Source organism: Ruegeria sp. BHSA191 (genome assembly GCF_059613325.1).
The window spans coordinates 91,783-116,452 of sequence record NZ_JBXWSH010000009.1 but is presented as its reverse complement, the minus strand read 5'-3'; the positions used below and the strand labels follow the sequence as shown (position 1 = coordinate 116,452).

At 62.4% G+C, this 24,670-nt stretch carries 29 protein-coding genes; 10 read left to right on the top strand and 19 right to left on the bottom strand.

From position 1 onward, the window contains the following. Positions 1-5 precede the first annotated feature (5 nt). Positions 6-881, top strand: coding sequence for a 3-hydroxybutyryl-CoA dehydrogenase (locus AC2FNS_RS11250; protein ID WP_496711233.1), 876 nt, complete (start codon positions 6-8; stop codon positions 879-881). An 82-nt stretch (positions 882-963) separates the two neighbouring features. Here the strand turns inward: AC2FNS_RS11250 and AC2FNS_RS11245 are convergent, their stop codons facing one another. From AC2FNS_RS11245 to AC2FNS_RS11215, 7 genes are all read right to left on the bottom strand, one after another. Continuing rightward, a complete protein-coding gene (locus tag AC2FNS_RS11245) occupies positions 964-1,863 on the bottom strand; it encodes a lysophospholipid acyltransferase family protein (RefSeq protein ID WP_496679249.1) in 900 nt (299 codons plus the stop codon). Positions 1,864-1,900: 37 nt separating this feature from the next. After that, positions 1,901-2,170, bottom strand: a complete 270-nt coding sequence (locus AC2FNS_RS11240; protein WP_040634596.1) for an HPr family phosphocarrier protein — start codon at positions 2,168-2,170, stop codon at positions 1,901-1,903. A 17-nt stretch (positions 2,171-2,187) separates the two neighbouring features. After that, positions 2,188-2,580 carry a PTS sugar transporter subunit IIA gene (locus AC2FNS_RS11235; RefSeq protein WP_496679251.1) on the bottom strand — a complete coding sequence of 131 codons (393 nt, stop codon included), beginning with the start codon at positions 2,578-2,580 and terminating at the stop codon, positions 2,188-2,190. Then, the gene (rapZ, locus tag AC2FNS_RS11230) at positions 2,577-3,458 is read right to left on the bottom strand and encodes an RNase adapter RapZ (RefSeq protein ID WP_496711232.1); all 882 of its coding nucleotides are present in this window, start codon (positions 3,456-3,458) and stop codon (positions 2,577-2,579) included. Before rapZ ends, AC2FNS_RS11235 begins: the two co-directional genes overlap by 4 nt. Next, positions 3,455-3,925 (bottom strand): HPr kinase/phosphorylase, encoded by a 471-nt coding sequence (locus tag AC2FNS_RS11225; RefSeq protein WP_496711231.1) that lies wholly within the window; start codon positions 3,923-3,925, stop codon positions 3,455-3,457. Before AC2FNS_RS11225 ends, rapZ begins: the two co-directional genes overlap by 4 nt. A 3-nt stretch (positions 3,926-3,928) precedes the next feature. Then, positions 3,929-5,614, bottom strand: coding sequence for an ATP-binding protein (locus AC2FNS_RS11220; RefSeq protein WP_496711238.1), 1,686 nt, complete (start codon positions 5,612-5,614; stop codon positions 3,929-3,931). Positions 5,615-5,675: 61 nt separating this feature from the next. Then, positions 5,676-6,380, bottom strand: a complete 705-nt coding sequence (locus tag AC2FNS_RS11215) for a response regulator (RefSeq protein ID WP_496679258.1) — start codon at positions 6,378-6,380, stop codon at positions 5,676-5,678. A 339-nt stretch (positions 6,381-6,719) separates the two neighbouring features. On the opposite strand from AC2FNS_RS11215, the gene AC2FNS_RS11210 reads away from it, so the two are divergent. From AC2FNS_RS11210 to AC2FNS_RS11200, 3 genes are all read left to right on the top strand, one after another. Further along, complete coding sequence (locus AC2FNS_RS11210) at positions 6,720-8,318, top strand: phosphoenolpyruvate carboxykinase (RefSeq protein ID WP_496711230.1); 1,599 nt, start codon at positions 6,720-6,722, stop codon at positions 8,316-8,318. 404 nt (positions 8,319-8,722) lie between these two features. Continuing rightward, complete coding sequence (locus tag AC2FNS_RS11205) at positions 8,723-9,013, top strand: hypothetical protein (RefSeq protein WP_496679261.1); 291 nt, start codon at positions 8,723-8,725, stop codon at positions 9,011-9,013. Positions 9,014-9,043: 30 nt separating this feature from the next. After that, positions 9,044-9,586, top strand: a complete 543-nt coding sequence (locus AC2FNS_RS11200) for a hypothetical protein (RefSeq protein WP_496679263.1) — start codon at positions 9,044-9,046, stop codon at positions 9,584-9,586. Positions 9,587-9,590: 4 nt separating this feature from the next. Here the strand turns inward: AC2FNS_RS11200 and AC2FNS_RS11195 are convergent, their stop codons facing one another. Continuing rightward, positions 9,591-10,355 carry a sulfite exporter TauE/SafE family protein gene (locus AC2FNS_RS11195; protein WP_496803848.1) on the bottom strand — a complete coding sequence of 255 codons (765 nt, stop codon included), beginning with the start codon at positions 10,353-10,355 and terminating at the stop codon, positions 9,591-9,593. A gap of 143 nt (positions 10,356-10,498) precedes the next feature. Here AC2FNS_RS11195 and AC2FNS_RS11190 point away from each other — a divergent pair, with 143 nt between their 5' ends. The 3 genes from AC2FNS_RS11190 (at position 10,499) to AC2FNS_RS11180 (ending at position 13,382) form a co-directional block, all read left to right on the top strand. Further along, positions 10,499-12,190 (top strand): acyl-CoA dehydrogenase family protein, encoded by a 1,692-nt coding sequence (locus AC2FNS_RS11190; protein WP_496711229.1) that lies wholly within the window; start codon positions 10,499-10,501, stop codon positions 12,188-12,190. Positions 12,191-12,436: 246 nt separating this feature from the next. Then, on the top strand, positions 12,437-12,964 hold the full coding sequence (locus AC2FNS_RS11185; protein WP_496679268.1) for a hypothetical protein: 528 nt from the start codon (positions 12,437-12,439) through the stop codon (positions 12,962-12,964). 25 nt (positions 12,965-12,989) lie between these two features. Continuing rightward, the gene (locus AC2FNS_RS11180) at positions 12,990-13,382 is read left to right on the top strand and encodes an META domain-containing protein (RefSeq protein WP_496711228.1); all 393 of its coding nucleotides are present in this window, start codon (positions 12,990-12,992) and stop codon (positions 13,380-13,382) included. Here AC2FNS_RS11180 and recO read toward each other — a convergent pair. Beyond that, the gene (gene recO, locus AC2FNS_RS11175) at positions 13,366-14,091 is read right to left on the bottom strand and encodes a DNA repair protein RecO (protein ID WP_496711227.1); all 726 of its coding nucleotides are present in this window, start codon (positions 14,089-14,091) and stop codon (positions 13,366-13,368) included. The two genes, AC2FNS_RS11180 and recO, sit on opposite strands and share 17 nt — an antisense overlap. Positions 14,092-14,250: 159 nt before the next feature. Here recO and trhA point away from each other — a divergent pair, with 159 nt between their 5' ends. Together trhA and AC2FNS_RS11165 are read left to right on the top strand one after the other, a co-directional pair. Then, positions 14,251-14,913, top strand: coding sequence for a PAQR family membrane homeostasis protein TrhA (gene trhA / locus AC2FNS_RS11170; protein ID WP_496711226.1), 663 nt, complete (start codon positions 14,251-14,253; stop codon positions 14,911-14,913). 98 nt (positions 14,914-15,011) lie between these two features. Then, positions 15,012-15,785, top strand: a complete 774-nt coding sequence (locus AC2FNS_RS11165; protein ID WP_496711225.1) for an FkbM family methyltransferase — start codon at positions 15,012-15,014, stop codon at positions 15,783-15,785. 12 nt (positions 15,786-15,797) lie between these two features. Here the strand turns inward: AC2FNS_RS11165 and AC2FNS_RS11160 are convergent, their stop codons facing one another. The 10 genes from AC2FNS_RS11160 to folK form a co-directional block, all read right to left on the bottom strand. Then, a complete protein-coding gene (locus AC2FNS_RS11160; protein ID WP_496711224.1) occupies positions 15,798-16,127 on the bottom strand; it encodes a DUF1491 family protein in 330 nt (109 codons plus the stop codon). Then, positions 16,124-17,032 carry a GTPase Era gene (gene era, locus AC2FNS_RS11155; RefSeq protein WP_496803847.1) on the bottom strand — a complete coding sequence of 303 codons (909 nt, stop codon included), beginning with the start codon at positions 17,030-17,032 and terminating at the stop codon, positions 16,124-16,126. The genes AC2FNS_RS11160 and era overlap by 4 nt, the downstream gene beginning before the upstream one ends. Before the next feature lie 137 nt (positions 17,033-17,169). After that, positions 17,170-17,850: a ribonuclease III gene (rnc, locus tag AC2FNS_RS11150; RefSeq protein ID WP_496711222.1), complete on the bottom strand. Its 681-nt coding sequence runs from the start codon at positions 17,848-17,850 to the stop codon at positions 17,170-17,172. Further along, positions 17,847-18,683 (bottom strand): signal peptidase I, encoded by an 837-nt coding sequence (gene lepB, locus AC2FNS_RS11145; RefSeq protein ID WP_496679280.1) that lies wholly within the window; start codon positions 18,681-18,683, stop codon positions 17,847-17,849. The genes rnc and lepB overlap by 4 nt, the downstream gene beginning before the upstream one ends. A 29-nt stretch (positions 18,684-18,712) precedes the next feature. After that, a complete protein-coding gene (acpS, locus tag AC2FNS_RS11140; protein ID WP_496679283.1) occupies positions 18,713-19,156 on the bottom strand; it encodes a holo-ACP synthase in 444 nt (147 codons plus the stop codon). Position 19,157: 1 nt separating this feature from the next. Further along, a complete protein-coding gene (locus AC2FNS_RS11135) occupies positions 19,158-19,931 on the bottom strand; it encodes a pyridoxine 5'-phosphate synthase (protein ID WP_496679286.1) in 774 nt (257 codons plus the stop codon). After that, a complete protein-coding gene (locus tag AC2FNS_RS11130) occupies positions 19,924-20,622 on the bottom strand; it encodes a DUF2062 domain-containing protein (RefSeq protein ID WP_496688802.1) in 699 nt (232 codons plus the stop codon). Before AC2FNS_RS11130 ends, AC2FNS_RS11135 begins: the two co-directional genes overlap by 8 nt. A 16-nt stretch (positions 20,623-20,638) precedes the next feature. Beyond that, positions 20,639-22,771 carry a RelA/SpoT family protein gene (locus tag AC2FNS_RS11125; RefSeq protein ID WP_496688800.1) on the bottom strand — a complete coding sequence of 711 codons (2,133 nt, stop codon included), beginning with the start codon at positions 22,769-22,771 and terminating at the stop codon, positions 20,639-20,641. A 26-nt stretch (positions 22,772-22,797) separates the two neighbouring features. Next, positions 22,798-23,151: a DNA-directed RNA polymerase subunit omega gene (gene rpoZ / locus AC2FNS_RS11120; protein ID WP_496679290.1), complete on the bottom strand. Its 354-nt coding sequence runs from the start codon at positions 23,149-23,151 to the stop codon at positions 22,798-22,800. A gap of 86 nt (positions 23,152-23,237) precedes the next feature. Further along, on the bottom strand, positions 23,238-23,816 hold the full coding sequence (folK, locus tag AC2FNS_RS11115; RefSeq protein ID WP_496679292.1) for a 2-amino-4-hydroxy-6-hydroxymethyldihydropteridine diphosphokinase: 579 nt from the start codon (positions 23,814-23,816) through the stop codon (positions 23,238-23,240). Positions 23,817-23,952: 136 nt separating this feature from the next. On the opposite strand from folK, the gene AC2FNS_RS11110 reads away from it, so the two are divergent. Next, positions 23,953-24,525: a LabA-like NYN domain-containing protein gene (locus AC2FNS_RS11110; RefSeq protein ID WP_496679293.1), complete on the top strand. Its 573-nt coding sequence runs from the start codon at positions 23,953-23,955 to the stop codon at positions 24,523-24,525. Positions 24,526-24,670: the final 145 nt, after the last annotated feature.

The following is a 24,670-nucleotide window of genomic DNA, read 5'->3' as shown; positions in this document are numbered from 1 at the left end:
TCAGCATGGACGTGAAATCAGTCGGAGTGATCGGCGCTGGTCAGATGGGCAACGGAATCGCTCATGTCATGGCGTTGGCTGGGTATGACGTTCTGTTGAACGACATCAGCAAAGAGGCGCTGGATTCGGCGCTTGAAACGATCAGAGGCAACATGGCCCGGCAGGTTTCGCGTGGGAAAATCACCGAAGACGACATGCAGGCGGCACTGTCCAAGATCAAAACCACGCTGAACCTGCCCGACATCGGCAAAACCGACCTGGTGATCGAGGCCGCGACCGAGCGCGAGACGATCAAACAGGCCATATTTGAAGACCTGCAACCGCACCTTCTGCCGCACACAATTCTGACGTCGAACACCTCGTCGATTTCGATCACGCGGCTGGCCAGCCGGACAGACCGGCCGGAACGTTTCATGGGCTTCCATTTCATGAACCCGGTCCCGGTGATGCAACTGGTCGAGCTGATTCGGGGGATCGCCACCGACGAAGAGACCTTTGCCACCTGCAAGACGGTGGTGGACCGGTTGGGAAAGACCGCCGCCAGCGCCGAGGATTTTCCGGCCTTCATCGTGAACCGCATCCTGATGCCGATGATCAACGAGGCGGTTTATACGCTGTATGAAGGGGTCGGCAGCGTGCAGTCGATCGACCAGTCGATGAAACTGGGTGCCAACCATCCGATGGGGCCATTGGAACTGGCCGATTTCATCGGGCTGGACACCTGCCTGGCCATCATGAACGTTTTGCATGACGGGCTGGCAGACACCAAATACCGCCCATGCCCGTTGCTGACGAAATATGTCGAGGCAGGATGGTTGGGGCGCAAGACCGACCGCGGGTTCTATGACTATCGCGGCGAGGTGCCCGTTCCCACACGCTGACGGAACAAGGGGGCCAGCCCCCTCGCCCGGATTTCATCCGGGCTCACCCCCCGGGATATTTATGGCCAGATGAACTCGAGGGTCACGAAGCGCGCGATTGGCCGAGCGCCAAGGTGTGCTGGCGCAGCCAGGCCATGAAGCCACGGGGGTCTCGTTCAAGCAGCTCCATGTCAGCATCGGAAATCGGCTCTCCGATTACCGGCGATTGCGGCTTGTTGCAGGAGCGGACGATTTCGTGCAGCAAGAGGCCCTGACGCAGAATCGGCGACAGTTTGTTGGCGATCTGGTACCAGCGGGAGTTGCTTCCCGGGAAGAAGATCGGCAGGATCCTGGCCCCGGACCGGCGGATCATCTTGGCGGTGAACACGTTCCATTCACGTTCCTGCGCAGGTCCGAACCAGGTGTCAGATGACATCACTACCCCCGACGGAAACAGGGCGACGACTCCCCCGTTCTTCAGATGTTCCATCGCCTTGGCGCGCATCTCGAGCATCTTGGGCTGGGCTTCAGGGTCATGCGGGAACGGCACCGGGATCATGAAGGAGGTCGCCGCCTCGTCGAGCCCGGTCAAGACTGAGCGGGTCAGGATACGATAGTCCTGGCGAACGCGACCGATAAGTTCTGCCAGGATCATGCCATCCACCATCCCGTGCGGGTGGTTGGCGACAACCACGACCGGACCTTCCTTGGGAATGCGTGCGATCTGGTCCTCGGGCGTGGTCAGGTCGATGCCCATGGTCCTGAGCGCGCCGCCCCAGAACTTCTGGCCACGGTAGTTCTCGTTCTGCTTTTCGAACTTGTTGACCATCCGCAGGATGGTGAGCTTGCCCGTGCACCACTCGATCGCCTTGATCGCGGTCGCGGTCCAGGGATCGTCGAAAGAATTTGCGTAGGTCAGCGTTCTGCGGTCGTAGACTTCGCCCTGTTGCGACGCCCCATCCGCAACCGGGCTTGTCTTGGTTTCGTGCGTGGTTTCCGCCAATTCCTGGTCTTCCCGTTCCTGTGTCGCGGTGCCGGGCTCAGTACCCTTCGCCGAACTTGTCGTTCACCAGGGCTTCCAGCGCATCCGCCAACGCCTCAGCATCCGGCCCGGAGGTTTCGACGTCAATAGTGGTTCCGCGCGAGGCTGCCAACATCAAAAGCCCCATGATGCTGTCGCCCGAAGCGGACAAACCGTCCTTCGACACCTCGGCGCGGGCGTCAAAGCCTTCGACCACCTCGACCAGCTTGGCCGACGCGCGCGCGTGCAGCCCTTTTTCATTGATGATTTTCAAAGTTCTGGTGGCCATGTCCATTCGATCCGGTCTCAGTCCAGCGTCACATTTTGCGTATTGATGTACTTTCGTCCAGCCTCCATCGCCTGGCGAACGGCATCGCCTACGGGCAGGTGGCGGCTTTTGGCCAGCTTGATCAGCATCGGGAGGTTGGCTCCGTAGAGGATTCGCCGGTCCTGCGGCGCACAGGCCCGCAGGCTGAGATTCGATGGACTGCCCCCGAACAGATCGGTCACGACGACCACGCCATCGCCGACATCCACCGCATCGGCAGCGCGGCAGATCTCGGCCTGTTTTTCCTCGCGGTCATGATCCGGCTCGATCGCGATCGCCACCAGCCCGGGTTGCCGGCCTACAACATGCTGCATGGCCGCCAGGTATTCCTGTGCCAATCCCCCATGCGCCACGATTACAATTCCGATCAATCCGGCCTCACATTCAACGATCGACGTTCCATTTCCCGGTGCCTAGTTGCCACCGGCTGGCCCCTGTCCGCAAGGGCCTTTGCAACGGCCTCGGCCACCGCGACCGACCGATGCTGCCCTCCGGTGCATCCGAAGGCGACCGACAGATGCGCCTTTCCTTCGGCCCGAAAGGCCGGCAGCAGAACCTGCAGCAGGTCGACGACCCGCTCGAAAAACGGAGCATAGTTCATGTCAGACTGTACATAGGCTGCCACGTCCGGATTTCGACCATCGGCCGAGCGAAGTTCGGGGCGCCAATAGGGGTTGGCCAGAAACCGGCAGTCGAACACCATATCGAGCCCCCGGGGCAGCCCCCGCTTGTATGAGAACGACTCGATCGAAACCGCAAGGTGTCGCCCCCCTTCCGGGGCGAACCAGCGTTCGACCTCTTCGCGCAGCTGATGGATGTTCAGCGTGCTGGTATCGATCAGAGTATCCGCGACCTCTCGGATGGGGGCCAACAGCTCTTTTTCCTGGTGGATGCCGGTTTCGGGGCTGGCATCCGCCGCGACCGGATGGCGTCGCCGGGTTTCCGAAAACCGCCGCAGCAGCACCTCGTCGCTGCAATCCAAGTACAGCGTGGTCAGATCCACCTGCGCCATACGACCCAGCTTGGCGACCAGTTCGATGAAGCCGATGGTCGAGAAATCACGGTTGCGCGCATCGATGCCCAACGCAAGGGGGCGGGTGGGGCCGGGCCCCTCCATCAACCGCATGAGCAGACCCATGGGCAGGTTGTCGATGGCCTCATAGCCCAGGTCCTCAAGCACGTGGATGGCGGTCGAACGCCCGGCTCCGGAGGGGCCGGTCACCAGGACAACGCGGCGCTGCGTGTTCATTTGCTGGGCCATTGCGGGTCGACTCGTCCCATCTTCATCAGTTGCATCAAGGCTGCCGCCAGATTGGGCGTGTCGGCGGCCCGAAGCAAGGGCAAGGACTGCCCCAACAGAGGAAACCGCATCGGTTCGGGCAGGCGCTTGGGTTCGGGACGGTCCAGATCGACCAACCAGCGCACGGGCGTGGCCTTGGCTACCTCGGCGCGCAGCAGCCCGATGCCGCGCGCCTCGATCAGGCCGCGTACCGGGTCAACCCCATCGGCCATCACGTGGTGCCCGTGCAGCCACAGGGCGATCCGGTCATCGCCGACCAGCCAGGCGCCATGGGCCATCATCTGCAAAGCCAGCGCGGATTTCCCTGCGCCCGAACGCCCTAGGATCAAAGCCCCGTGCCCGCCGACCGCGACGCACGAGCCATGCACGACCACCCTGCCTGCGACCGGGTCCTGCGGAAGATCTCCGACGCCCATGGGTCAGACGGGCAGGCCCACGACAAAGCGCGCGCCCAACGGATCCGATGTCGGGTCGGCGTCGGTCGGCCGGATGTTCTCGGCCCAGATTACGCCGCCATGGGCTTCGACGATCTGCTTGGAAATCGCCAGTCCCAGCCCCGAGTTGTTGCCGAAATGCTCGGGCGGGCGTTGCGAATAGAAACGCTTGAACACCTTTGTCAGCGCCTGATCGGGAATGCCTGGCCCGGTATCCTCGACCACGACCAACACCCGGTTTTCGCGCTGCCGCACCCAGACACGGATCGCGTCCCCTTTTTCGCAGAACGAAATGGCGTTGGTGATCAGGTTGACGAACACCTGGGCCAGACGCGCCTCGAGCCCGTTGACGATGATCGGCTTCGCCGGCAAATCGGTGATGTAGTCGATCCCCTTCGACCGGGCGTCCTCACCAAGATATTGTCCGATGTTGCCCAGCAGCTTGAGCAGATCGAAGGGCTGCTCCTCTTCCTTGACCAGTTCGGCATCCAGACGCGAAGCGTTCGAAATGTCGCTGACCAGCCGGTCCAGCCGCCGCACGTCATGTTCGATCACGCTCAGCAGTTTCTCGCGCTGGTCGTCGCGCTTGACCATCCGCAGGGTGCCGACGGCCGATTGCAGGCTGGCCAGCGGGTTCTTGATCTCGTGGGCGACGTCGGCCGCGAACTGCTCGTTGGCGTCGATGCGATTGTACAGCGCCGTCACCATGCCACGCAGAGCCCGGCTCAGGCGTCCGATCTCGTCCGGGCGGGCGCTGAGGTCGGGCATGCGGATGCGCCCCGGATTGACACCCGTGCCCCGATCCTTGCCCATCTCGGCCGCCGCAGCCAGATCGGCCAGCGGGTTGGCGATGGTCGAAGCCAGAACAAGACTGAGGCCGATCGAAACCAGCAATGCGACGACGAACATCTGGAGGATGCGCTCCTGCTCCTTGCGGGCCAGCGCGTCGATCTCGCCGGGCGGACCGGTGATGGCAACGGCACCGATCGGATCCCCGGCCTGCAGGATCGGCGAAGCCGCGACGATCACCGTGTCGCCCATGACGTCGCTAACCGCCTGCACCTGCAACTGGCCGTTCAGTGCGCCAGGCACGATTTCCTGAACGCGCTGGGCCAGCGTCGGGGCCTGATCCTGCGCCGCACCGGTGAAGACCTTGTACAACCCGTTCCAAACCGCGTTCAGGGCGTCACTGATCAGAGTGCTGCCCGTGGGCGCATCGGCCTCGGTCGGGATCAGCCCCGGCACCCTGGCCACGGATGATTCGCCCCGCGTCCATCCGATCAGCGTACCTGTGTCATCATAGACGAATACCTCGCCGCCTTCGGGTATGCTGAGCAACGACAGCGTGTCCTTGATGTTCAAATCCGCCGTCGCCCGAGCGCCCTCGGTCCGCCGCAGTTGGGCTTCAAAGACATTCGACACCAACTTAGCATCGCCGATCAGGTCGCGTGCCGTCTGCTGGACCCGCTCGGCCCGGGAGTCATCCAGATACAAAAGACCGGCGACGAGGGTCACCAAGGCGATCAGGTTGAACGTGATGATCTTGCGGGCCAGCGGCGAGTTGCGCAACGTGAACAGCGTCCGGCGCGAGCGACGCGCGCGCAATTCGGCCGATTCGGGGTCCTGTGGGATGACCCAGTCATCCCCCAATACGACGCCACCGTCGCGCATTTCGCTGCCCTGCTGGGTGTCCCTCACGAAACCCAATCACCTTTGCTAAAGCCAGTCCGGCTTATTCTTCGTTGTACCGGTATCCTATGCCATAAAGCGTCTCGATGGCCGAAAATTCTGGATCGGCCGCGCGCATTTTCTTGCGCAGACGTTTGATATGGCTGTCGATCGTGCGGTCGTCCACATAGACCTGATCGTCATAGGCCACATCCATTAGCTGATCGCGGCTTTTGACGAAACCCGGCCGCTGGGCCAAGGCTTGCAGCAACAGGAACTCGGTCACCGTCAGGGACACGTCCGTGCCTTTCCAGCTGACCGCGTGGCGCAACGGGTCCATCCGCAGGTGGCCTCGTTCCATGACCTTGGTCTCGCCGGGCGCCGACGCCGACGCATCGCCCGAGATCGCTTCCTGCCGGCGCAGCAAGGCGCGGATCCGTTCGACTAGAAGACGTTGCGAGAACGGCTTTTTCACATAGTCATCCGCCCCCATGCGCAGGCCCAGAACCTCGTCGATCTCGTCGTCCTTCGAGGTCAGGAAGATGACCGGCATCTGGGTTTTCTGACGCAGACGCTGTAACAGGTCCATGCCGTCCATCCGGGGCATCTTGATGTCCAGAACCGCCATGTCGGGCAGTTTCTTGTTGAAGGCATCCAGTGCGGCCTGCCCGTCATTGTAGGTTTCGACCTCGAATCCCTCGGCCTCGAGCGTCATGGACACGGACGTAAGGATATTCCGATCGTCGTCCACCAGTGCAATCTTAGACATAGGGCTGCCCTCTACCTGCTCACTGAAGTTATCTTGTGCTTTTGTAGGGCATTCTTGGCTTTTTTAAGGCCGCGAATCAATCCGGATGTACGAATCGCGCCACATTGTTCACGAAGCTGAGACAAAAAGGTCGTAACGGATGGCCGAAAGTGGTCGCGCTTTCCGACAGGAAATTCGTGGTTGCGCTAAACTTGGATGTGATGGCGCTAACTGTGCCAAACCGTCCTGTTCATGCCTTTGGCGCCCATGTTAAGACACGAGCATCCGCCGGTTTCCCGGCAAAAATGCCCAAAGTGCGCTGAAGGATTTTTTCCGGCGCCGCCACAGGAGAAGACACGCATGACATCTGGACGGGTTAACCCGCAATTTCGCCTCGAAGATCAGGGCATCGGGGGTCTGGGCAATGTCTATTACAACTTCATCGAACCGGCGCTGATCGAAGAGGCCCTCAAACGGGGCGAAGGCACGCTGGGCAACGGCGGGGCCTTCCTGGTCTCGACCGGCAAGTTCACCGGCCGCTCACCCAAGGACAAGCATGTGGTCAAGACCGAAAGCGTGGCCGACAGCATCTGGTGGGAAAACAACGCCGCCATGAGCTCCGAGGGCTTTGACGCCCTTTACGACGACATGCTGGCGCACATGCGGGGCAAGGATTACTTCGTGCAGGATCTGGTCGGTGGGGCCGATCCCACCTATGCGATCAACGTGCGCATGGTCACCGAGCTGGCTTGGCACAGCCTGTTCATCCGCCACATGCTGCGCCGCCCCGACCGCGAGGACCTGGACGAGTTCGTCGCCGATTTCACCGTCATCAATTGCCCCAGCTTCAAGGCGGATCCGGCCCGGCACGACTGCCGCAGCGACACCGTGATCGCGTTGAACTTCGACCGCAAACTGATTCTGATCGGCGGCACCGAATACGCCGGCGAGAACAAGAAATCCGTGTTCACGCTGCTCAACTACCTGCTGCCGGAAAAAGGTGTGATGCCGATGCACTGCTCGGCCAACCACGCCGTCGGCAACCCGGTCGACACAGCCGTGTTCTTTGGCTTGTCGGGCACCGGAAAGACCACTTTGTCGGCGGACCCGGCGCGCGTTCTGATAGGTGATGACGAACACGGCTGGTCCGACCGCGGCACCTTCAACTTCGAAGGCGGCTGCTATGCCAAGACCATCAACCTAAACCCCGAGGCCGAACCCGAGATCTACGCGACCACCTCGAAATTCGGCACCGTGGTCGAGAACATGGTTTTTGACCCCGAGACCCGGGAACTTGATTTCGACGATGACAGCCTGACCGCGAACATGCGCTGCGCCTATCCGCTGGAATACATCTCGAACGCGTCGAAAACCGCTTTGGGCGGCCATCCGAAGAACATTATCATGCTGACCTGCGATGCCTTCGGCGTGCTGCCTCCCATCGCGCGGCTGACCCCGGCGCAGGCAATGTACCACTTCCTGTCGGGCTTCACCTCGAAGGTCGCCGGAACCGAGCGCGGCGTGACCGAGCCGCAACCCACCTTCTCGACCTGCTTCGGCGCCCCGTTCATGCCGCGCCGCCCCGAGGAATACGGTAAGCTGCTTCGCGACAAGATCGCCCAGCACGGCGCCACCTGCTGGCTGGTGAACACCGGCTGGACCGGCGGCGCCTACGGTGTGGGCAGCCGGATGCCGATCAAGGCTACCCGCGCCCTGCTGACCGCCGCTCTGGACGGCTCGCTGGCCGACGCGGAATACCGCAAGGATGCCAATTTCGGTTTTGATGTACCGGTGGCGGTACCGGGCGTCCCCGAAGTGCTGCTGGATCCGCGCCGGACATGGGATGATCAGGCCGCCTTCGACAAACAGGCCGAAAAGCTGGTGCAGATGTTCGCTGAGAATTTCGAGCAGTACCTGCCTTTCATCGACGAAGATATCCGGGCCGTGGCGATCGGCTGATACCGCGCAGACCACTTCAGCAGACGGGGGCCACGCGGCCCCCGTTCTTCGTGTGGCGGAACTCAACGGAACCTCACTATCCCTATGGTTGCAGTTCCGATGTTGCGCATACAAATGCGTTGCTTGGCATGCGAACTTGCGATAGAGAAACTTCTCAACTCGCAAATAGCCCGGCGCTTGCGCACCGGGCCGGGACTGAAGACACACTGAAAATACCTTGAGGGCGACCTGCATCTGTTCACTCACCACAAGAACAGGCCGTCTAATCAAGAGTATGGTGGACTAGTAGGGGGCTAGTGTCAACGTGACAGCGGAATGCCGCTTCGGGGCGTGCCAAGTGTTCCACCGAAACTGTTCCACCAAAACGGGGCGTTATGTTGGCAGCAAGAATATCAGGAATGAACATGACCGAAATCTCGAAACTGGCCGAATTGCGCAAACTGGTACACAGCATGGAGCGTACACTGGGTCTCGAGGAACTATCTCCGGTTGAACGTGACATTTATTATGCGGCCGAAGAATTGTCCAAGAACGGTTCCGAGATCCGCACCTATGGATTGATCGAACACACCCTGGTGCAAAGCATATCCAGACCGACTTTTTTCCGCGCGCTGAAATCGCTGGTGCAGAAAGGCTATCTGGCGCACAGCGGAAACGCAAACAGGGGCCGCTATATCGTCAATGCGCCGCGTTGACCTGCTGCTGCGCTCGTTCAGCTGAACCTCATGCGATCGTGGATCACTGACACGTTTTTCGCCTCGCTGGCATATGTCGGAGCGTCATTTCTGACGTTTTCGGTTCTGATGCCTCTGCAGAACGTTTTCTTTCCGGAATACCCAAGCCGCGCCAGCCTGCTGTTTCTGCCACATGGCGTGCGGGTTCTGGCGGCCTGGCTGCTTGGATGGCGGGCCATTCCGGCGCTGTTTCCCGGAGTGTTCATCGTATTCGCACTGCTGGGCGGCGCGGATGTGTTTCTGGCAAACCGACTGCTGGCGATTGCCATCGCGGTCACGACGGCACCGGCGGTGTTCTACCTGCTGAAATGGGCGGGGTGGGATCTGTTTCCCGCCCCTGGCCGCAGCCCGTGCTGGGCCTGCATCATGGGGGTCGGTGTGATCACATCGATTCTGGTGTCCATCTTGACCAACTTGGCCTTCGGCAGTTCGACCTCGGAATATGTTGCGTTTCTTATTGGTGACATGTCAGGGCTGCTGTTTTTGATGTTCGGCTTGTATTTCGCCTTTCGCGTAGTCGACCGCCAGACCTGACCGATCACCCGACCAGACCGCGCCGCAACAGGTTTGCACCGGCGACCATCAGCACCAGCAGCGTTGCCTTGCGAAACGTGGCCTGATCGATCCGGTCGTGCAAGCGCAGCCCCAACCACATGCCTGCCACCGCGGGAACTGTCAGCGCCATGGAAAACGGCACCGTATCGGCGCGCAGCACCCCCGATCCCACATGCGCCACGGCCAGCGCCACGGCACCCAATCCGTAAATCACCCCCTGTATCCGCAGCTGCTCGGACTTGGGCGTGTTCAGCGCGGTCAGATAAGCCACGGTTGGCGGCCCCCAAACCCCGGAAATGCCCCCGACGAACCCGGCCATCGCGCCAATCGCAGCTTCGATCCGCGCCGAAGGCCGGGACAGGCTCAGCCCGAACCCCAGCAACTGCATCGCGGCAAAAAACGTGACGGGAAGACCGACCAGCAACAAGAACGCCCGCGCCGGCACAAGGCTGACCGACTGCGCGCTGGCAAGCAGGAACACCAGCCCCACCATCAGGAACACCCGGAACTGCCGAATGGCCGACACCGCCGCCGCACGCCCTTCGCGCAGGGCCTGAAACCCGTTCGTGACCAACGTGGGCAGGATGAGCCCGGCCAGGGCCAGTTGCGGCGGCAGCATCATGCTCAGCCCCGAAACAAGAACCATCGGCATGGCAAACCCGACCATGCCTTTGACCGCACCGGCCAGAAAGGCCACCGCGAAGGCAAGGCAGAGCTCGGGCCAACTCAGCATCGAAAACAGTGTCATGCCCTTAAATAACACCCTGCATTTCTTCTGCATCGCAAAAATCGTTGCGTAATTTTTGGACCTTTTCGACGCATTTTGTGAATTTTTGTTGCGCTGCACTTGCAGCATGATATGACCAGACAACCCAGCAAAGGACGTGATTCATGGCCCATGACGGACAAGATATGACGAACATGACTTCTCAGCCGGTTCTGCCCGATCTTCTGACCCTGACGGGGGCCGCGCTGCCGGCGGTTCAGTCCGTCTTTGACCGGGCGCGCGATGCAGTGCGCGAGATGGTCACGGCCGAGGGTCGCGTCTCGGGCGCCTTGGTCGAAGCGAACCAGACCGCCGCGCATGGGCTGGCCTGGCTGGCCACCTACAACCAGTCGCTGCAGCAGATGCAGAAATGGGCCGAGGCGCTGGACGCCCAGGGCAAGTTCGGCGAGATGGAGCAGTTGCTGCACCAAATCGCGTTTGGTGAATACCTGCACCAGGTCGCCGGCGGCATCCCGATGAACCAGGGCGAGGTCGTGCGCCTGCAGGATCTGGGGCTGGGCTGGGATGCGCTGTCGGGCTTCCAATGCGCCGAGGTGCAGACGCTGATGGCACAGGCCAACAGCCAGGCCGCGCGCAGCCGTCTGGTTCAGCTGATGCAAGACCAGTCCGGGGCCACGATGTTCGGCGCCTCGGGCCTGGATGAAGAGCTTGAGATGATCCGCGAGCAGTTCCGCCGCTATGCGCTGGATCGGGTCGAGCCCAACGCGCACGAGTGGCACCTGAAGGACGAACTGATCCCGATGGAAATCATCGAGGAACTGGCCGAGATGGGCGTCTTTGGCCTGACCATCCCCGAGGAATATGGCGGGTTCGGCCTGTCCAAAGCGTCGATGTGCGTGGTTTCCGAGGAACTGTCCCGCGGGTACATCGGCGTCGGCAGCTTGGGCACCCGGTCCGAGATCGCGGCCGAACTGATCCTGGCGGGCGGCACCGATGCACAAAAGGCCCAATGGCTGCCCAAGATCGCGAGCGCGGAGATCCTGCCCACCGCCGTCTTCACCGAACCGAACACCGGCTCGGACCTCGGCAGCCTGCGCACCCGCGCGGTCAAGGACGAGAACGGCGACTACAAGATCACCGGCAACAAGACCTGGATCACCCATGCCGCGCGCACCCATGTGATGACGCTGCTGGCACGCACCGATCCCGAAACCACCGACCATCGCGGATTGTCGATGTTCCTGGCCGAAAAGACGCCCGGCACCGACGACAACCCATTCCCGACCCCCGGTATGACCGGCGGCGAGATCGAGGTGCTGGGCTATCGCGGCATGAAGGAATACGAGCTGGCCTTCGACGGCTTCCACGTCAAGGGCGAGAACCTGCTCGGCGGCGAGGAAGGCAAGGGCTTCAAGCAGCTCATGGAAACCTTCGAGTCCGCGCGCATCCAGACCGCCGCCCGCGCCATCGGCGTGGCCCAAAGCGCGCTGGACATCGCCATGCAATACGCGCAGGAGCGCAAGCAGTTCGGCAAGGCCCTGATCAACTTCCCGCGCGTGTCGGGCAAGCTGGCGATGATGGCGGTCGAGATCATAATCGCCCGTCAGCTGACCTATTTCAGCGCCTGGGAGAAGGACAACGGCCACCGCTGCGACTTGGAGGCCGGGATGGCCAAGCTGCTGGGCGCGCGTGTTGCCTGGGCGGCGGCCGACAACGGGTTGCAGATCCACGGCGGCAACGGTTTCGCGCTGGAATACAAGATCAGCCGCGTTCTGTGCGACGCCCGCATTCTGAACATCTTTGAAGGCGCCGCCGAGATCCAGGCGCAAGTCATCGCGCGGCGTCTGCTGGCCTGAGCGCCAGTATGTCGCGGTTTCCCCAACTTGACCCGGCCCGGTGCCGGGTCTTTTCTTTTGTGGCAATCCAGTAGTGCCGAATGACCAGATCTGCCGTATTCAATTCACCCAACTCGACCCACCAGACACGATGGCGCGCTAAATTCCCGCTTGGGCCCCGGTACAGGTTTCAGCTAAGTAGCTATCGAACCGCATCATGCTGCGCCGCGGCTACGCAGATGCCGACCTGATCTTTGCGGAGTGACGATGGCGCGCCTTCTGATCCTTGTTCTTGGCTTCCTGCTTGCGGGATGCAGCACGCCGTCCGGCACACCCTCGGGCGATGTTGCCGGTCTGACCCGCGCCATTCAGAACCTCGGCCCCGATGTCGATCCGCAGGAAGCCGCCCGCGCGGCACGAATCGCTCATGACTATGCGCTGCAGCTGAGGGCCGAGTATCGGGTCACCGATCCGGCGATCATTCACAACGCCAAGGTCATCAACGGTTTTCGCGAACGCGGGCTGTGCAATGACTGGGCCGAGGATATCCTGAAGCGGCTGCGGCAAGAGAACTTCCGCACGCTGGACCTGCACTGGATCACCTCGCCACCGACCCCGTTCCGCATCATCCACCACTCCGCCGCGATCAGCGCCAAGGGCGGCGGGCCCTATGACGCGATCGTGCTGGACGGCTGGCGCAACGGGGGTGACCTGTTCTGGGCGCCGGTGCGCGAGGACACGCGCTACAACTGGCGTCCACGGATGGAGGTGCGCACCGAACTGCTGGCGCAATGACGCCAAGTCGGGATAGAAAGCCCTCATGCTGCGCCTGAGCCTGATCCTGCCCGCCCTTGCCCTGTTGCAATGTGATCGCGACGAAAGCGTCGCCGCCTATGGCGCGGCCGACCGCACCTGGGTGCTGCAGGAGGTGAACGGCCAGTCCTATGACGCGCGCGCCTTGCTGCGCTTTCCCGAAGAAGGCAAGATTGCCGGCAACGCGCCCTGCAACAGCTACTCGGGCACATTGAGCGCGCCCTATCCGTGGTTCGAAATCGCCGACCTGACCGCCACCCGCGCCGCTTGCGCCGGGCTTGAGGCCGAAGGGTTCTATTTCGCCGCGCTGCTGGCGATGACGCAGTCCGAGGTGTCGGGCGACGTGCTGATCCTGCGCAACGAGGACGGGCACGAGATGGTGTTCAAAGCCGCCGAGTGAACTGATCGACAAAGCGGGCGCGGGCTTCGGGCAGCGGCGTGTGACCCAGCGATGGCGCCACGCGATGCGCCAGGAAATAGCCGGTTGTGCGCAGCCCGGCGGCGACCTCGTCATCCGGGGCGGCCCCCTGCCCGCGCAACACCGGCGGCAGAGGCAACAGCCGGTCGGCCCAATCCCCGGCGCCTTCGGCACTGACCGCCCGACCTGTCTTGGGTGAGACATAGGCCAGCCCCTCGGTCGTGCCGGTCACGGCGCAGCGTGTCAGGTCCAGCCCAAAGCCCAACTCTTCAAGCAAGGCCAGTTCCCAGCGCAGATAGGCCAGCGGCCAGATCTCGTCCTGGCCCAGCAGATCCATCAGCTGTTCCGTCTGCCGGAAGAGGCCCGGGTGCGGTTCTCGTTCAGGTAGACAAAAAGACAGCAGCGCCACGACCGCGTTCAGCCCTGACAACGCCAACCGCCCCGAAAACGCCGCCGCCGCGCGCGAGCGCAGCGGCTCGACCTGGAAGGTGCCGATATGTTCCTGCAATCGCGCCCGCCATAGCACGTCCAACTGCGCGCCGGGTTGCAGGATGGGCGCAATCTTGCGGCTGGCACCCCCGCGCACCACGCCCGCATGGCGGCCATGGGTTTCGGTGAACACCTCGATGATGGCCGCAGTTTCGCCGTGGCGGCGGGTGGTCAGAAGAATGCCATGGTCGCGCCAGTCCATGCGGGGCCTTTGGTTTGCCTTGAGGTCGCGTCGAACCGTGACGGTACGGCGCGGCGCAAAAAGAAGCAAATTCAATCGAAGAACTCCAACTGACGCGCCGGAATTGTGGACTTGAATTCGCAGCGGCATTACCCGGAACGGGCAGCCACGAGGCCAGACATGACCGACGCAACCTTTCCCAGCATTTCCCCCGCCTTCCGCCGCGCGGACATGGCGGTGCATGCGCTGGGGCTGGCGTTGATCTTGGGCGCGGGCGGCACGCTGCTGTCAAAAGCGATGGCCCATCTGCAAGGTGCGCTGGTGGCTGCGGTCTTGGTCTATGTGGCTTGCGCGCTGGCGTCGAACCTGGCGTCCTGGGCCTATCACTTTCTGCCGCTGCACGAGCGGCGGACGCTGCTGCGGCGCATCGACCACGCGGCGATCTATCCCAGCATCGCCGGCACCTTCACGCCGTTCTTCGTTCTGGCTGGCACGCCCTGGACGATGGGTCTGCTGGTGGTGTGCTGGGCTCTGACGGCGGTGGCGGTCTGGAACAAGACAAGCAATGAAACCGTGAAATCGCGCTGGTCGACCGCGTCCTACCTAGGACTGGGAGCGCTGGGGCTGCTGGCCCTGCCCGACCTGCGGAGCGTACCCGTAGCGACACTTTGGTGCATTCTGGCCGGGTCGGGCTGCTATGTAGTCGGAACCGCGTTCTATGCCCGCAAGACGTTGCCCTACCGCTATGCGATCTGGCACGTCTGGGTGAACCTGGGCGGGGTCGCCATGTTCGCGGGAGTCTGGCTGGCACTGTCGCCCCTGTGGGTGCCCGGAGCATCCTGACGGGCGCGGAAAGGCCCGATCAGGAATAAGTGTTTTTCAGCGCAGATCCCACTGATAGAAAGCACTCGGAACGGGGAACTAAAACGGGATCTACCGCCATGGACTGGCCGAATGACCTTCTACGCGACATCTTCAATGACCCGGACACCCCCAACAAGATCAGAAAACGCATCCGCCGCGAATTGAAACCCACCGAGGTCGACTATCGCGGGTGCCGGATGCGCATTCATCCCGCCGACAACAACACGGAATTTCAGATCTGGCGCATGGGGCGCACCCAGGAAGAACGTGCTTTGCGGCATATTCTGAAAGACCTGCCCAAAGACCGCCCGATCGTGGCCTATGACGTTGGCGCCAATGCCGGGGCTCACACCTTGCGCCTGGCAGCGGTCGCGGCACCCGGATCGGTGATCCATGCATTCGAACCCAACCCTGTCATGCGGGCAAGGCTGGAAGAAAACATCCACCTGAACGCATTTGACTGTATCCGGGTCCATGATTGCGCGATTTCGGACAATAGCGGCGAGATGGAGCTGTTTGTGCCGGCGCAGGGAAACCTGGGGCTGGCCAGACTGGGCAAACCGATGCGCGGCGCCAACGGCATATCGGTTCAGGTGCGGACGCTGACCGAGTTTCTGCCATCCGACCCGGATACGCCGATCGACCTGGTCAAGGTGGATGTCGAGGGCCAGGAAGACCGGGTGCTTGCCCCGCTGATCACCGAAGCTTCGGCCACCCAGAAACCCAAATCGATCTTCTTCGAACTCCAGCACGAACGCTTCTGGTCGGTCGATATTGCGGGTCTTTTGGAGCAAAACGGATATGAATTACGCGGTAAATTCGGGCGCAACGCGCTGTATCGGCTGACCTGAAAGGTCCAGGTCTCAGTCCAGCCCTTCCTCGTTCAAAAGATGCCGGCTTTGCCGGTCTTCGACCTCGATTACCCAGAGGTCGGGGTCAAAGCTGCGCTGGCGGGCGATCGCCTCGTCCACCTCAGCCTCGGGACCTTTGGCCAGCTCGATCCATTTGCGTGCGCCGCTGAGCAGGTCGAAGCTGCGCTGAAAGGCGGTGGCATTGCCGTCGAGCGTGTTGAGCTTGACCAGAACCGCGCCGGCAGTGTCGTCGCCATGGGCTACGACAAAGGCGGGGATCTCGTGCAGGCGCAGCCGGGCCAGGTAGGCGTGGACCCAGAACTCGGCCGTCAGGCGGGTCATGTGTTGCCGTCTTTGAAATCCAGCCCCATCTCCGAGTAGCGCTCGGCCTCTTCCAGCCAGTTGGGCCGGACCTTCACCTGCAGGAACAGGTGGACTTTGCGATCAAGGAAATCCTCCAACTCGGCCCGCGCGGCCTGGCTGATGGCTTTGATCGTCTCGCCGCGCTTGCCCAGCACGATGCCCTTGTGGCCGTCGCGCATAACATAGATCACCTGGTCGATCCTGGCCGAACCATCCTTGCGTTCTTCCCAGTTCTCGGTCTCGACAGTCAGCTGATAGGGCAATTCCTGATGCAGGCGCAGGGTCAGCTTCTCGCGCGTAATTTCGGCCGCGATCATGCGCAGCGGCAGATCGGCGATCTGGTCTTCAGGGTAGAGCCAGGGGCCTTCGGGCAATTGCTGCGCCAGCCATTTGCGCAGGTCATCGACGCCGTGGCCTTTTTCAGCCGAAATCATGAAGGTTTCGGCAAAGGGGAAGCGGTCATTCAGTTCGCGGGTCAGTGACAGCAGCGCGGGGGCCTCGACCCGGTCGATCTTGTTGATCGCCAGCGCCACCTTGCGGTCTTGCGCGATCTCGGACAGGCCATCCAGGATACGCTCAACGCCTTCGGTGATACCGCGATGCGCCTCGACCATCAGAACGATGATGTCAGCATCGGCCGCCCCGCCCCAGGCCGCCGCGACCATCGCGCGGTCAAGTCGGCGGCGGGGTTTGAACAGACCCGGCGTGTCAACGAAGACCAGTTGCGCATCACCCTCCATCGCAACGCCGCGGATACGGGCGCGCGTGGTCTGCACCTTGTGCGTCACGATAGAGACCTTGGCCCCGACCATGCGGTTCAGAAGGGTGGATTTGCCTGCGTTGGGCTCTCCGATCAGGGCGATGAATCCGGCGCGTGTCGTCATGGTGTCGTTGGTCCTGGTTGCAAGTCTGTTTCCCTAGCGCAGAACGGCGTCGGGGGCCAGCCCTAGACTGCGTCGTGAGCCGGGGGGCCAGCCCCCCGGACCACCGGGATATTTTCAGCCAGATGAAGGCGGGCCGATTATTTGGGCAGACTGTCCAGCAAGGCACGTGCGGCGGCCTGTTCGGCCTGACGCTTGGAGGGCGCAGTGGCCTGAGCCTCGGGGCCGGATTCCAGCCGGGCGGCGATGGTGAAGACCGGAGCGTGATCAGGGCCTGTGCGCGACAGCTCGACATAGCTGGGCGGTTTCTGACCGCGGGCCTGGGCCCATTCCTGAAGCGCGGTCTTGGCGTCGCGGGCATCAGCCTTAACCGTATGGATCCGATCTCCCCAGAGCTTGAGGATCACGTCACGTGCAGCCTCGAACCCGGCATCGCGATAGACGGCGGCAATCACCGCCTCCATCGCGTCGCCCAGCAACGCCTGTTTGCGGCGGCCGCCCGACATCATCTCGGACCGCCCCAGCTTCAGCACTGCGCCCAGGTCGATCTGACGGGCGACCTCGGCACAGGTCTCCTTGCGCACAAGCGCGTTGAACCGCGGCGCCAACTGGCCTTCGGTGGCGGTCTTGTCGGCCTCGAGCAGTGCGCTGGCCATCACCAGGCCTAACACCCGGTCACCGAGGAATTCGAGCCGCTGGTTGTCAGGCCGTGTGGCCGAAGAGACCGACCCGTGCGTCAGCGCCTGCACCAGCAGTTCGGGATTGGCGAACTGGTGCCCGAGGCGTTTCTGGAACGCCTTCATGTCAGCCGACAGCTTCAATGGATTGCCTTGAAGAACCTGTCACCCCGCCAGGTCCAGAAGAACAGCATCGACCGGCCCGCAGACGAGAACATGATGCGATCGGCGCGACCGATCAGGTTTTCATAAGGCACGTAACCGACCCCGCCAGCCGATTGCGGCAGGCGCGAGTCGGCCGAGTTGTCGCGGTTGTCACCCATGAAGAAATAGTGGCCCTCGGGTACGAGGTAGATACCGGTGTTGTCCGATCCCTGGTTGCCGATGTTCAGGATTTCGTGCTGAACGCCGTTGGGCAGGGTTTCGATGAAGCGTGACTTCTCGCAGGTGCCGCCGACACCGACCGGGCCGTTTTCGCAGCGCGGGCGCAGGCGCTGCGGGCCTTGCGGCTCGGCGATCTCGGTGAAGGTGCCGTCGGGGGTCTGCTTGACCTCGACCCCATTGATGTAGACCACCCCACCGCGCACCTGGATGCGGTCGCCCGGCAGGCCGATCAGCCGTTTGATGTAGTCGCGGCCGGTGACCGGGTGGCGGAACACGATCACATCGCCGCGTTCCGGCTCTCCGCCCAGCAGACGGGTGTTGTCTCCACCCATCCAGCCGCAGATGTCTTCGGCATCGATGTTGAGTCCGACACTGGGGATGATCAGGCTGGGGCACGAGGCGTAGGAGTAGCCATAGGCCATCTTGTTGACGAACAGGAAGTCGCCGATCAGCAGCGTGGGTTTCATCGATCCCGACGGAATCCAGAAAGGCTGAAAGAACAGAGTGCGGAAAACGCCCGCGATCAGCAGGGCATAGACGATGGTCTTGATCGTCTCCCAGATGGCGTTTCCGGATTTGGCTTGCTCGGCCATACTGCTCTCCAGTCCTTGCGTCGTTGGGGCTACATGCGGGGCGATCGAGGCCAAGTCAAGGCCGCGTCCGAATCGGCCACGGGGCGGGCCTCGATCACAACGAAAGCCTGGGCCCAGGGGTGGTCATCAGTCAGGGTGACGTGGATGATGGCCTCGTGCCCATCGGGCGTCATCTCGCGCAGCCGCTCAGCCGCCCAGCCGGTGACGTGCATCACGGGTTGCCCGGTGTGCAGGTTGGTCACGGCCATGTCCTTCCAGGCGATGCCCATGCGCAAGCCGGTGCCCAGCGCCTTGGAGCAGGCCTCTTTCGCGGCCCAGCGCTTGGCATAGGTGCCGGCGGTGTCGGCGCGCCGCTCGGCCTTGCGCTGCTCGGTCTCGGTGAAGACACGGTTGCGGAACCGGTCGCCGAACCGGTCAAGCGTGCCCTGGATACGGTCGATATTCGCCAGATCGGTGCCGATGCCGAGGATCATGTCAGGCGTCGACCTTTCCTGAATGCGACGGCGCTCGCGCCTCGTCCATCAGGCGGCGCATTTCATGGATGGCCGGACCCAGACCGCGGAAGATGGCCTCACCGATCAGGAAATGGCCGATGTTGAGTTCGCGCAGTTCGGGGAAGGCTGCCACGGGCTGCACCGTGTCATAGGTCAGACCGTGGCCGGCGTGTACTTCGAGCCCCAGCGCATGAGCAAAGGCGGACATCTCACGCAACGCGTCCAGTTCTCGTCGCGCGTCATCCATCCGGCCTTCGGCATGGGCGTCGCAATAGGCGCCAGTGTGCAGCTCGATCACCTGCGCGCCGATGCGGTGGGCGGCCTCGATCTGCTTGCGGTCGGCGGCGATGAAGATCGATACGCGGCAGCCCGCGTCACGCAGTGGCGCGATGAAATGGGCAAGGCGATTTTCCTCGCGCGCGACTTCCAACCCGCCCTCTGTGGTGCGCTCCTCGCGCTTTTCGGGGACGATGCAGACCGCGTGCGGCTTGTGGCGCAGGGCAATCGCCTGCATCTCGGGGGTGGCAGCCATTTCAAAGTTCAGCGGCACAGACAGCACCTGCATCAAGCCTTCGATGTCGGCGTCGGAAATGTGGCGGCGGTCTTCGCGCAGATGCGCGGTGATGCCATCGGCACCGGCCTCTTCGGCCAGTTTGGCCGCGCGCAGCGGGTCGGGATATGCCCCGCCGCGCGCGTTGCGCACGGTGGCCACGTGGTCGATGTTCACGCCCAGACGCAGGTGAGTGTCAGACATCTTTCGATTCCTTTCTGGTCGCCCGCGCCGAACCTAGAGGGTTTGTTTGCGAAACGGCAGGGGCTGCTTCGGCGCGGCGTTTGATTTCCTCGAACTTGGCTTTGATCTTGGCCCGGCGGCGCTGTTGATAGGTGCGGATCAACGGCAGGCTGATATAGCCGCAGATCACTCCGGCCACGATACCCGGGATGATACCGCCGATCATGTAAGGGTAGAATACGCCGTCATAGAACTGCGCCCAGCCATGCCAGTCGGCGACGCGGTCGGTGAACAGAGCCACGAAATTGTTCTTCAGATCCCCAAGCGCATCGGCGAATTTGCGCATCAGCCCCTGGGTGTCGCCCTCATCATATTTTGTGCCCAGCAGGAAATGCCCGGTCTGCAGGCAGATCACCCCGATCGGCACATAGGTCAGCGGATTGCCGAAAAACGTGCCGCTGAGCGCGGCCAGAATGTTGCCGTTGATCAGCCGGGCCAGCACCGCAGCCACCACGAAATGCAACCCGTAGAACGGCGTGAACGAGGCGAACACTCCGGCGCCAATGCCGCGCGCGATACGCTCGGGCGTATCGGGCAGACGCCGGACGCGGTGTTTGACATAGTGAAAGGCCCGGGTCCAACCGCCGCGCGGATAAACGAACTCCGAGGCGGCCTGAAGAGCAGAGCGGCGATCACGGCGCTTGAATACCACTCCTGCGTGTCCCCTCTCAGCTTGCTGCGACCGCAGCGTCCCGCGTGTTTCGATACCGTTCGACCGCCGCGACATCGCTTTCGGCCTCGAGCATCAGCATCAGCGAATGCAGCTGTTGCAGGTCGCGCACCTCGACACTGAGTAAAAGGCGGTAAAAATCCGGTTTGCGGTCCACGAATTCCAAGTTCGAGATATTGGCCTTTTTCTCGCCGATCAATGTGCAAATACGCCCCAGCACCCCGGCATCGTTGCCGATGGTCAGATCCAGCGTGGCGCCGTACGCCGCCGGGTGCGTACCCGAATGCCAGTGCAGATCAACCCAGCGCTGCGGCTGGTCTTCGAATTCGGTCAGGCGACCGCAGTCGATGGCATGCACCACTACACCTTTCCCGCGCGAAGTGATGCCCACGATCCTTTCCCCCGGAAGCGGCTGACAACAGGGCGCACGCTCGAATTTCTGGCCCGGTTCCAGGCCAATCACCGCGCGGCGCAGCGGGATCGCCTCGCCCTCATCCTTGGTCAGCTCGGGATAGACCACGGCGACCACGTCATGGGCTGTCAGTTCGGCACTGCCGACCCGGGCCAGCAACTCGTCGCTGTCCTTGATCCGCAGTTGCTTGGCAGCGGTCTCCAGCGCCTTGTCGGTCGCCTTGCGGCCCACGTGCTCGAACCCCGCGCGCACCAATTCGCGGCCCAGCTTGATGAATCTTTCGCGGTCGACCTCGCGCAGGGCGCGGCGGATGGCGGTGCGGGCCTTGCCGGTCACGGCAATCTCAAGCCATGTCACCTGCGGCGTCTGGCCGTCTGCGGTGATGATGTCGACCGATTGGCCGTTCTTGAGCCGGGTCCACAGCGGCACCCGGATGCCGTCGACCTTGGCCCCCACGCAGGCATGGCCGATGCGGGTGTGGATCGCATAGGCGAAATCGATCGGCGTTGCCCCACGCGGCAACTTGACCACATCGCCCTTGGGCGTGAAGCAGAACACCTGGTCGGAATACATCTCGAGCTTGACCGCTTCGAGAAAATCCTCGTGGTCTTCCTCGGCGTTGAACTGTTCGGTCAGGCTCGCGATCCACTTGGCAGGGTCCACCGCAAAGGGGTTCTCGGTCCGCACCCCGTCCCGGTAGGACCAATGCGCCGCCACACCGGACTCGGCAACATCGTGCATCTGCCGGGTTCGGATCTGCACCTCGACCCGCTTGCCGTCACGCCCGGAAACGGTCGTGTGGATCGAGCGATAGCCGTTCGATTTGGGCTGACTGATGTAATCCTTGAACCGCCCCGGCACCGCGCGCCAGCGTTGATGGATCGCGCCCAGCGCGCGATAGCAGTCTTCCTCGGTCTGCGTGATGATGCGGAAGCCATAGATGTCGGACAGGCGCGAGAAGCCCTGATCCTTTTCCTGCATCTTGCGCCAGATCGAATAGGGTTTCTTGGCGCGGCCGAACACCTCGGCCTCGATCCCCGCTTTCTCCAACTCGTGCCGCATGTCCCCTGTGATGCGGTGGATCACGTCACCGGTTTCGCGCTGCAGCGTGATGAAACGACGGATGATCGACTGGCGACCTTCGGGGTTGAGGACACGGAAGGCCAGATCCTCAAGCTCTTCACGCATCCACTGCATGCCCATCCGGCCGGCCAGAGGCGCGAAGATGTCCATCGTCTCGCGCGCTTTCTGCACCTGCTTTTCAGGGCGCATCGCCTTGATCGTGCGCATATTGTGCAGACGGTCGGCCAGCTTGACCAGAATGACCCGCAGGTCCTTGGACATGGCCATGAACAGCTTGCGAAAATTCTCGGCCTGCTTGGTTTCGCGGCTGGAAAGCTGGAGATTGGTCAGCTTGGTGACACCGTCGACCAGCATCGCCACCTCGTCACCGAACAACTCGGCGATCTTGGAGTAGCTCGCCTTGGTGTCCTCGATCGTGTCGTGCAGCAGCGCCGTGATGATGGTCGCATCGTCCAGACGCTGTTCGGTCAGAATGGCCGCCACCGCGACTGGGTGCGAGAAATAGGGCTCGCCCGAGTGCCGGAACTGGCCTTCGTGCATCTTCTTGCCAAACTCGTAGGCCCGGATGATGCGATCGGCATTTGTCTTGGGGTTGTAGTTGCGGACCAGCGCAACCAGGTCTTCAGCTGAAATCATCCGGTCCGCACCTTCGTGTTCAGGGCTTACCCCTGGCCCTGAGCCTCCATCAGGGCGCGCAGGAGTTTTTCTTCCGACATGTCGTCATCTGCGGGCTTGTCCGATTCGGCCCCCATCAGCAACGCCATCTGATCCTCTTCAGGCTCGTCGACCTCGATCTGGGTCTGGTTGGCCTCTATCAGACGCTCGCGCAGTTCGTCCGAGGTCTGGGTTTCTTCGGCAATCTCGCGCAGGGCTACGACCGGGTTTTTGTCGTTGTCGCGGTCGATCGTGATCGGCGCGCCGGCGGAAATTTCGCGCGCGCGGTGGGCAGCGAGCATCACCAGTTCGAACCGGTTCGGAACCTTGTCTACGCAATCTTCGACCGTCACGCGGGCCATGAGGCGCTCTCCACTAATGAATCCATGTCAGGAAGACGCTTATCTAAGCGCGAATCCCCGCCATGACAAGCGGGAAATGCCCTTTTTCACGCGGCATCCAGCGGCGTGACCGCGGCGACATCGTCCGGCGGCAGGCGTTCGATCATTTCATTAACCGTCAGGCCCAGCACCGGGTGCCGCCAGCCCGGCGCCACCTCCGCCATCGGAACCAGAACGAAGGCGCGGTCCTGCAGGCGCGGATGCGGTAGGATCAACTGCTCGGGAGCCGCCTCTCGCTGCCGGTCGGGCGGCAGGTTCAGCCAATGGTCGAACGCGGCAGCATCGGGCAGAACGCGATCGCCCCAGCAGACGAGGTCCAGGTCAAGTGTGCGCATCCCCCAGCGCTGCTGGCGGGCACGGCCGAAATCGGCCTCGACCCTGTGCAGAAGGGTCAGAACCTCCTGCGGGGCCGCCTCGGTCTCGACCAGCGCGGCGGCATTGACATAATCTGGTCCGGCGCCCGCCGGAAAACACGGGGTCGAAAAGAACCGGCTGACAGCGCGAATCACCAAGCCCTCACCGGCCAACGCGTCGACAGCCCTGCGAAGTGTCACCTTGGGTTCATATGATCTCAGTTTGAGATTTGCCCCCAGCGCGATGACCGCTTTTGACGTGGAGTTGACCATAAATAACCCTATGTTCAGACCTGAGCGCACTTGCGATACATGCGGAATCTCTTATTTTAAAGCGGCCGGCGCGTGATTTCTCATCACTCACTCACTTACACCACCGCGCGCTGGTCAATACCGGAAGGACGATTTTATGTTTTACAAGGACGAACGGCTGGCGCTGTTCATCGACGGCTCGAATCTGTACGCCGCCGCGAAAGCCCTGGGATTTGATATTGATTACAAGTTGCTGCGTCAGGAATTCATGCGTCGCGGCAAGCTTCTGAGGGCCTTTTACTACACAGCGCTGCTGGAAAACGACGAATATTCGCCGATCCGCCCCTTGGTCGACTGGCTGAACTACAACGGTTTCACCATGGTGACCAAACCGGCCAAGGAATACACCGACAGCATGGGGCGCCGTAAGGTCAAGGGGAACATGGATATCGAACTGACAGTCGATGCCATGGAACTGGCGCCACGGGTGGATCATATCGTGCTGTTCTCGGGCGATGGGGATTTCCGCCCGCTGATTGCCAGCCTGCAACGTCAGGGCGTGCGCGTGTCGGTGGTTTCGACCATCCGCAGCCAGCCGCCGATGATCTCGGACGAACTGCGGCGCCAGGCCGACAACTTCATCGAACTGGACGATCTGCGCGACGTGATCGGGCGCCCGCCGCGCGAGGCGTCGGACGAGCCGCGCAATGTGGCGGTGGCCGGAAAGTAACGTCTCTCACGGCCCACACCTGCGGATCAATGGCGCGGCCGGGACGGAAAGCCCCAGCCGCGCGTCTTCAAAAAAGAACCTGTGCTCAAACACCGGCACCTTGGCATGTGTTTGTGTCAGCGAAATGACACCCGTCCCGTCTGGA

What these genes read in the sequence shown, in the direction of transcription:
- recO (WP_496711227.1), bottom strand. Translation starts at nt 14,091, where the DNA reads ATGGACTGGCGCGACCATGGCATTCTTCTGACCACCCGCCGCCACGGC.
- AC2FNS_RS11185 (WP_496679268.1), top strand. Translation starts at nt 12,437, where the DNA reads ATGGCGCGCCTTCTGATCCTTGTTCTTGGCTTCCTGCTTGCGGGATGC.
- era (WP_496803847.1), bottom strand. Translation starts at nt 17,032, where the DNA reads ATGACGACACGCGCCGGATTCATCGCCCTGATCGGAGAGCCCAACGCA.
- folK (WP_496679292.1), bottom strand. Translation starts at nt 23,816, where the DNA reads ATGGTCAACTCCACGTCAAAAGCGGTCATCGCGCTGGGGGCAAATCTC.
- AC2FNS_RS11165 (WP_496711225.1), top strand. Translation starts at nt 15,012, where the DNA reads ATGGACTGGCCGAATGACCTTCTACGCGACATCTTCAATGACCCGGAC.
- AC2FNS_RS11225 (WP_496711231.1), bottom strand. Translation starts at nt 3,925, where the DNA reads ATGGGCGTCGGAGATCTTCCGCAGGACCCGGTCGCAGGCAGGGTGGTC.
- rapZ (WP_496711232.1), bottom strand. Translation starts at nt 3,458, where the DNA reads ATGAACACGCAGCGCCGCGTTGTCCTGGTGACCGGCCCCTCCGGAGCC.
- AC2FNS_RS11250 (WP_496711233.1), top strand. Translation starts at nt 6, where the DNA reads ATGGACGTGAAATCAGTCGGAGTGATCGGCGCTGGTCAGATGGGCAAC.
- acpS (WP_496679283.1), bottom strand. Translation starts at nt 19,156, where the DNA reads ATGATCCTCGGCATCGGCACCGATCTGGCGAATATCGACCGTATCCAG.
- AC2FNS_RS11240 (WP_040634596.1), bottom strand. Translation starts at nt 2,170, where the DNA reads ATGGCCACCAGAACTTTGAAAATCATCAATGAAAAAGGGCTGCACGCG.
- AC2FNS_RS11215 (WP_496679258.1), bottom strand. Translation starts at nt 6,380, where the DNA reads ATGTCTAAGATTGCACTGGTGGACGACGATCGGAATATCCTTACGTCC.
- lepB (WP_496679280.1), bottom strand. Translation starts at nt 18,683, where the DNA reads ATGGCCGAGCAAGCCAAATCCGGAAACGCCATCTGGGAGACGATCAAG.
- AC2FNS_RS11200 (WP_496679263.1), top strand. Translation starts at nt 9,044, where the DNA reads ATGCGATCGTGGATCACTGACACGTTTTTCGCCTCGCTGGCATATGTC.
- trhA (WP_496711226.1), top strand. Translation starts at nt 14,251, where the DNA reads ATGACCGACGCAACCTTTCCCAGCATTTCCCCCGCCTTCCGCCGCGCG.
- AC2FNS_RS11125 (WP_496688800.1), bottom strand. Translation starts at nt 22,771, where the DNA reads ATGATTTCAGCTGAAGACCTGGTTGCGCTGGTCCGCAACTACAACCCC.
- AC2FNS_RS11210 (WP_496711230.1), top strand. Translation starts at nt 6,720, where the DNA reads ATGACATCTGGACGGGTTAACCCGCAATTTCGCCTCGAAGATCAGGGC.
- AC2FNS_RS11195 (WP_496803848.1), bottom strand. Translation starts at nt 10,355, where the DNA reads ATGACACTGTTTTCGATGCTGAGTTGGCCCGAGCTCTGCCTTGCCTTC.
- AC2FNS_RS11190 (WP_496711229.1), top strand. Translation starts at nt 10,499, where the DNA reads ATGGCCCATGACGGACAAGATATGACGAACATGACTTCTCAGCCGGTT.
- AC2FNS_RS11110 (WP_496679293.1), top strand. Translation starts at nt 23,953, where the DNA reads ATGTTTTACAAGGACGAACGGCTGGCGCTGTTCATCGACGGCTCGAAT.
- AC2FNS_RS11160 (WP_496711224.1), bottom strand. Translation starts at nt 16,127, where the DNA reads ATGACCCGCCTGACGGCCGAGTTCTGGGTCCACGCCTACCTGGCCCGG.
- AC2FNS_RS11135 (WP_496679286.1), bottom strand. Translation starts at nt 19,931, where the DNA reads ATGTCTGACACTCACCTGCGTCTGGGCGTGAACATCGACCACGTGGCC.
- AC2FNS_RS11180 (WP_496711228.1), top strand. Translation starts at nt 12,990, where the DNA reads ATGCTGCGCCTGAGCCTGATCCTGCCCGCCCTTGCCCTGTTGCAATGT.
- AC2FNS_RS11205 (WP_496679261.1), top strand. Translation starts at nt 8,723, where the DNA reads ATGACCGAAATCTCGAAACTGGCCGAATTGCGCAAACTGGTACACAGC.
- rpoZ (WP_496679290.1), bottom strand. Translation starts at nt 23,151, where the DNA reads ATGGCCCGCGTGACGGTCGAAGATTGCGTAGACAAGGTTCCGAACCGG.
- AC2FNS_RS11220 (WP_496711238.1), bottom strand. Translation starts at nt 5,614, where the DNA reads ATGCGCGACGGTGGCGTCGTATTGGGGGATGACTGGGTCATCCCACAG.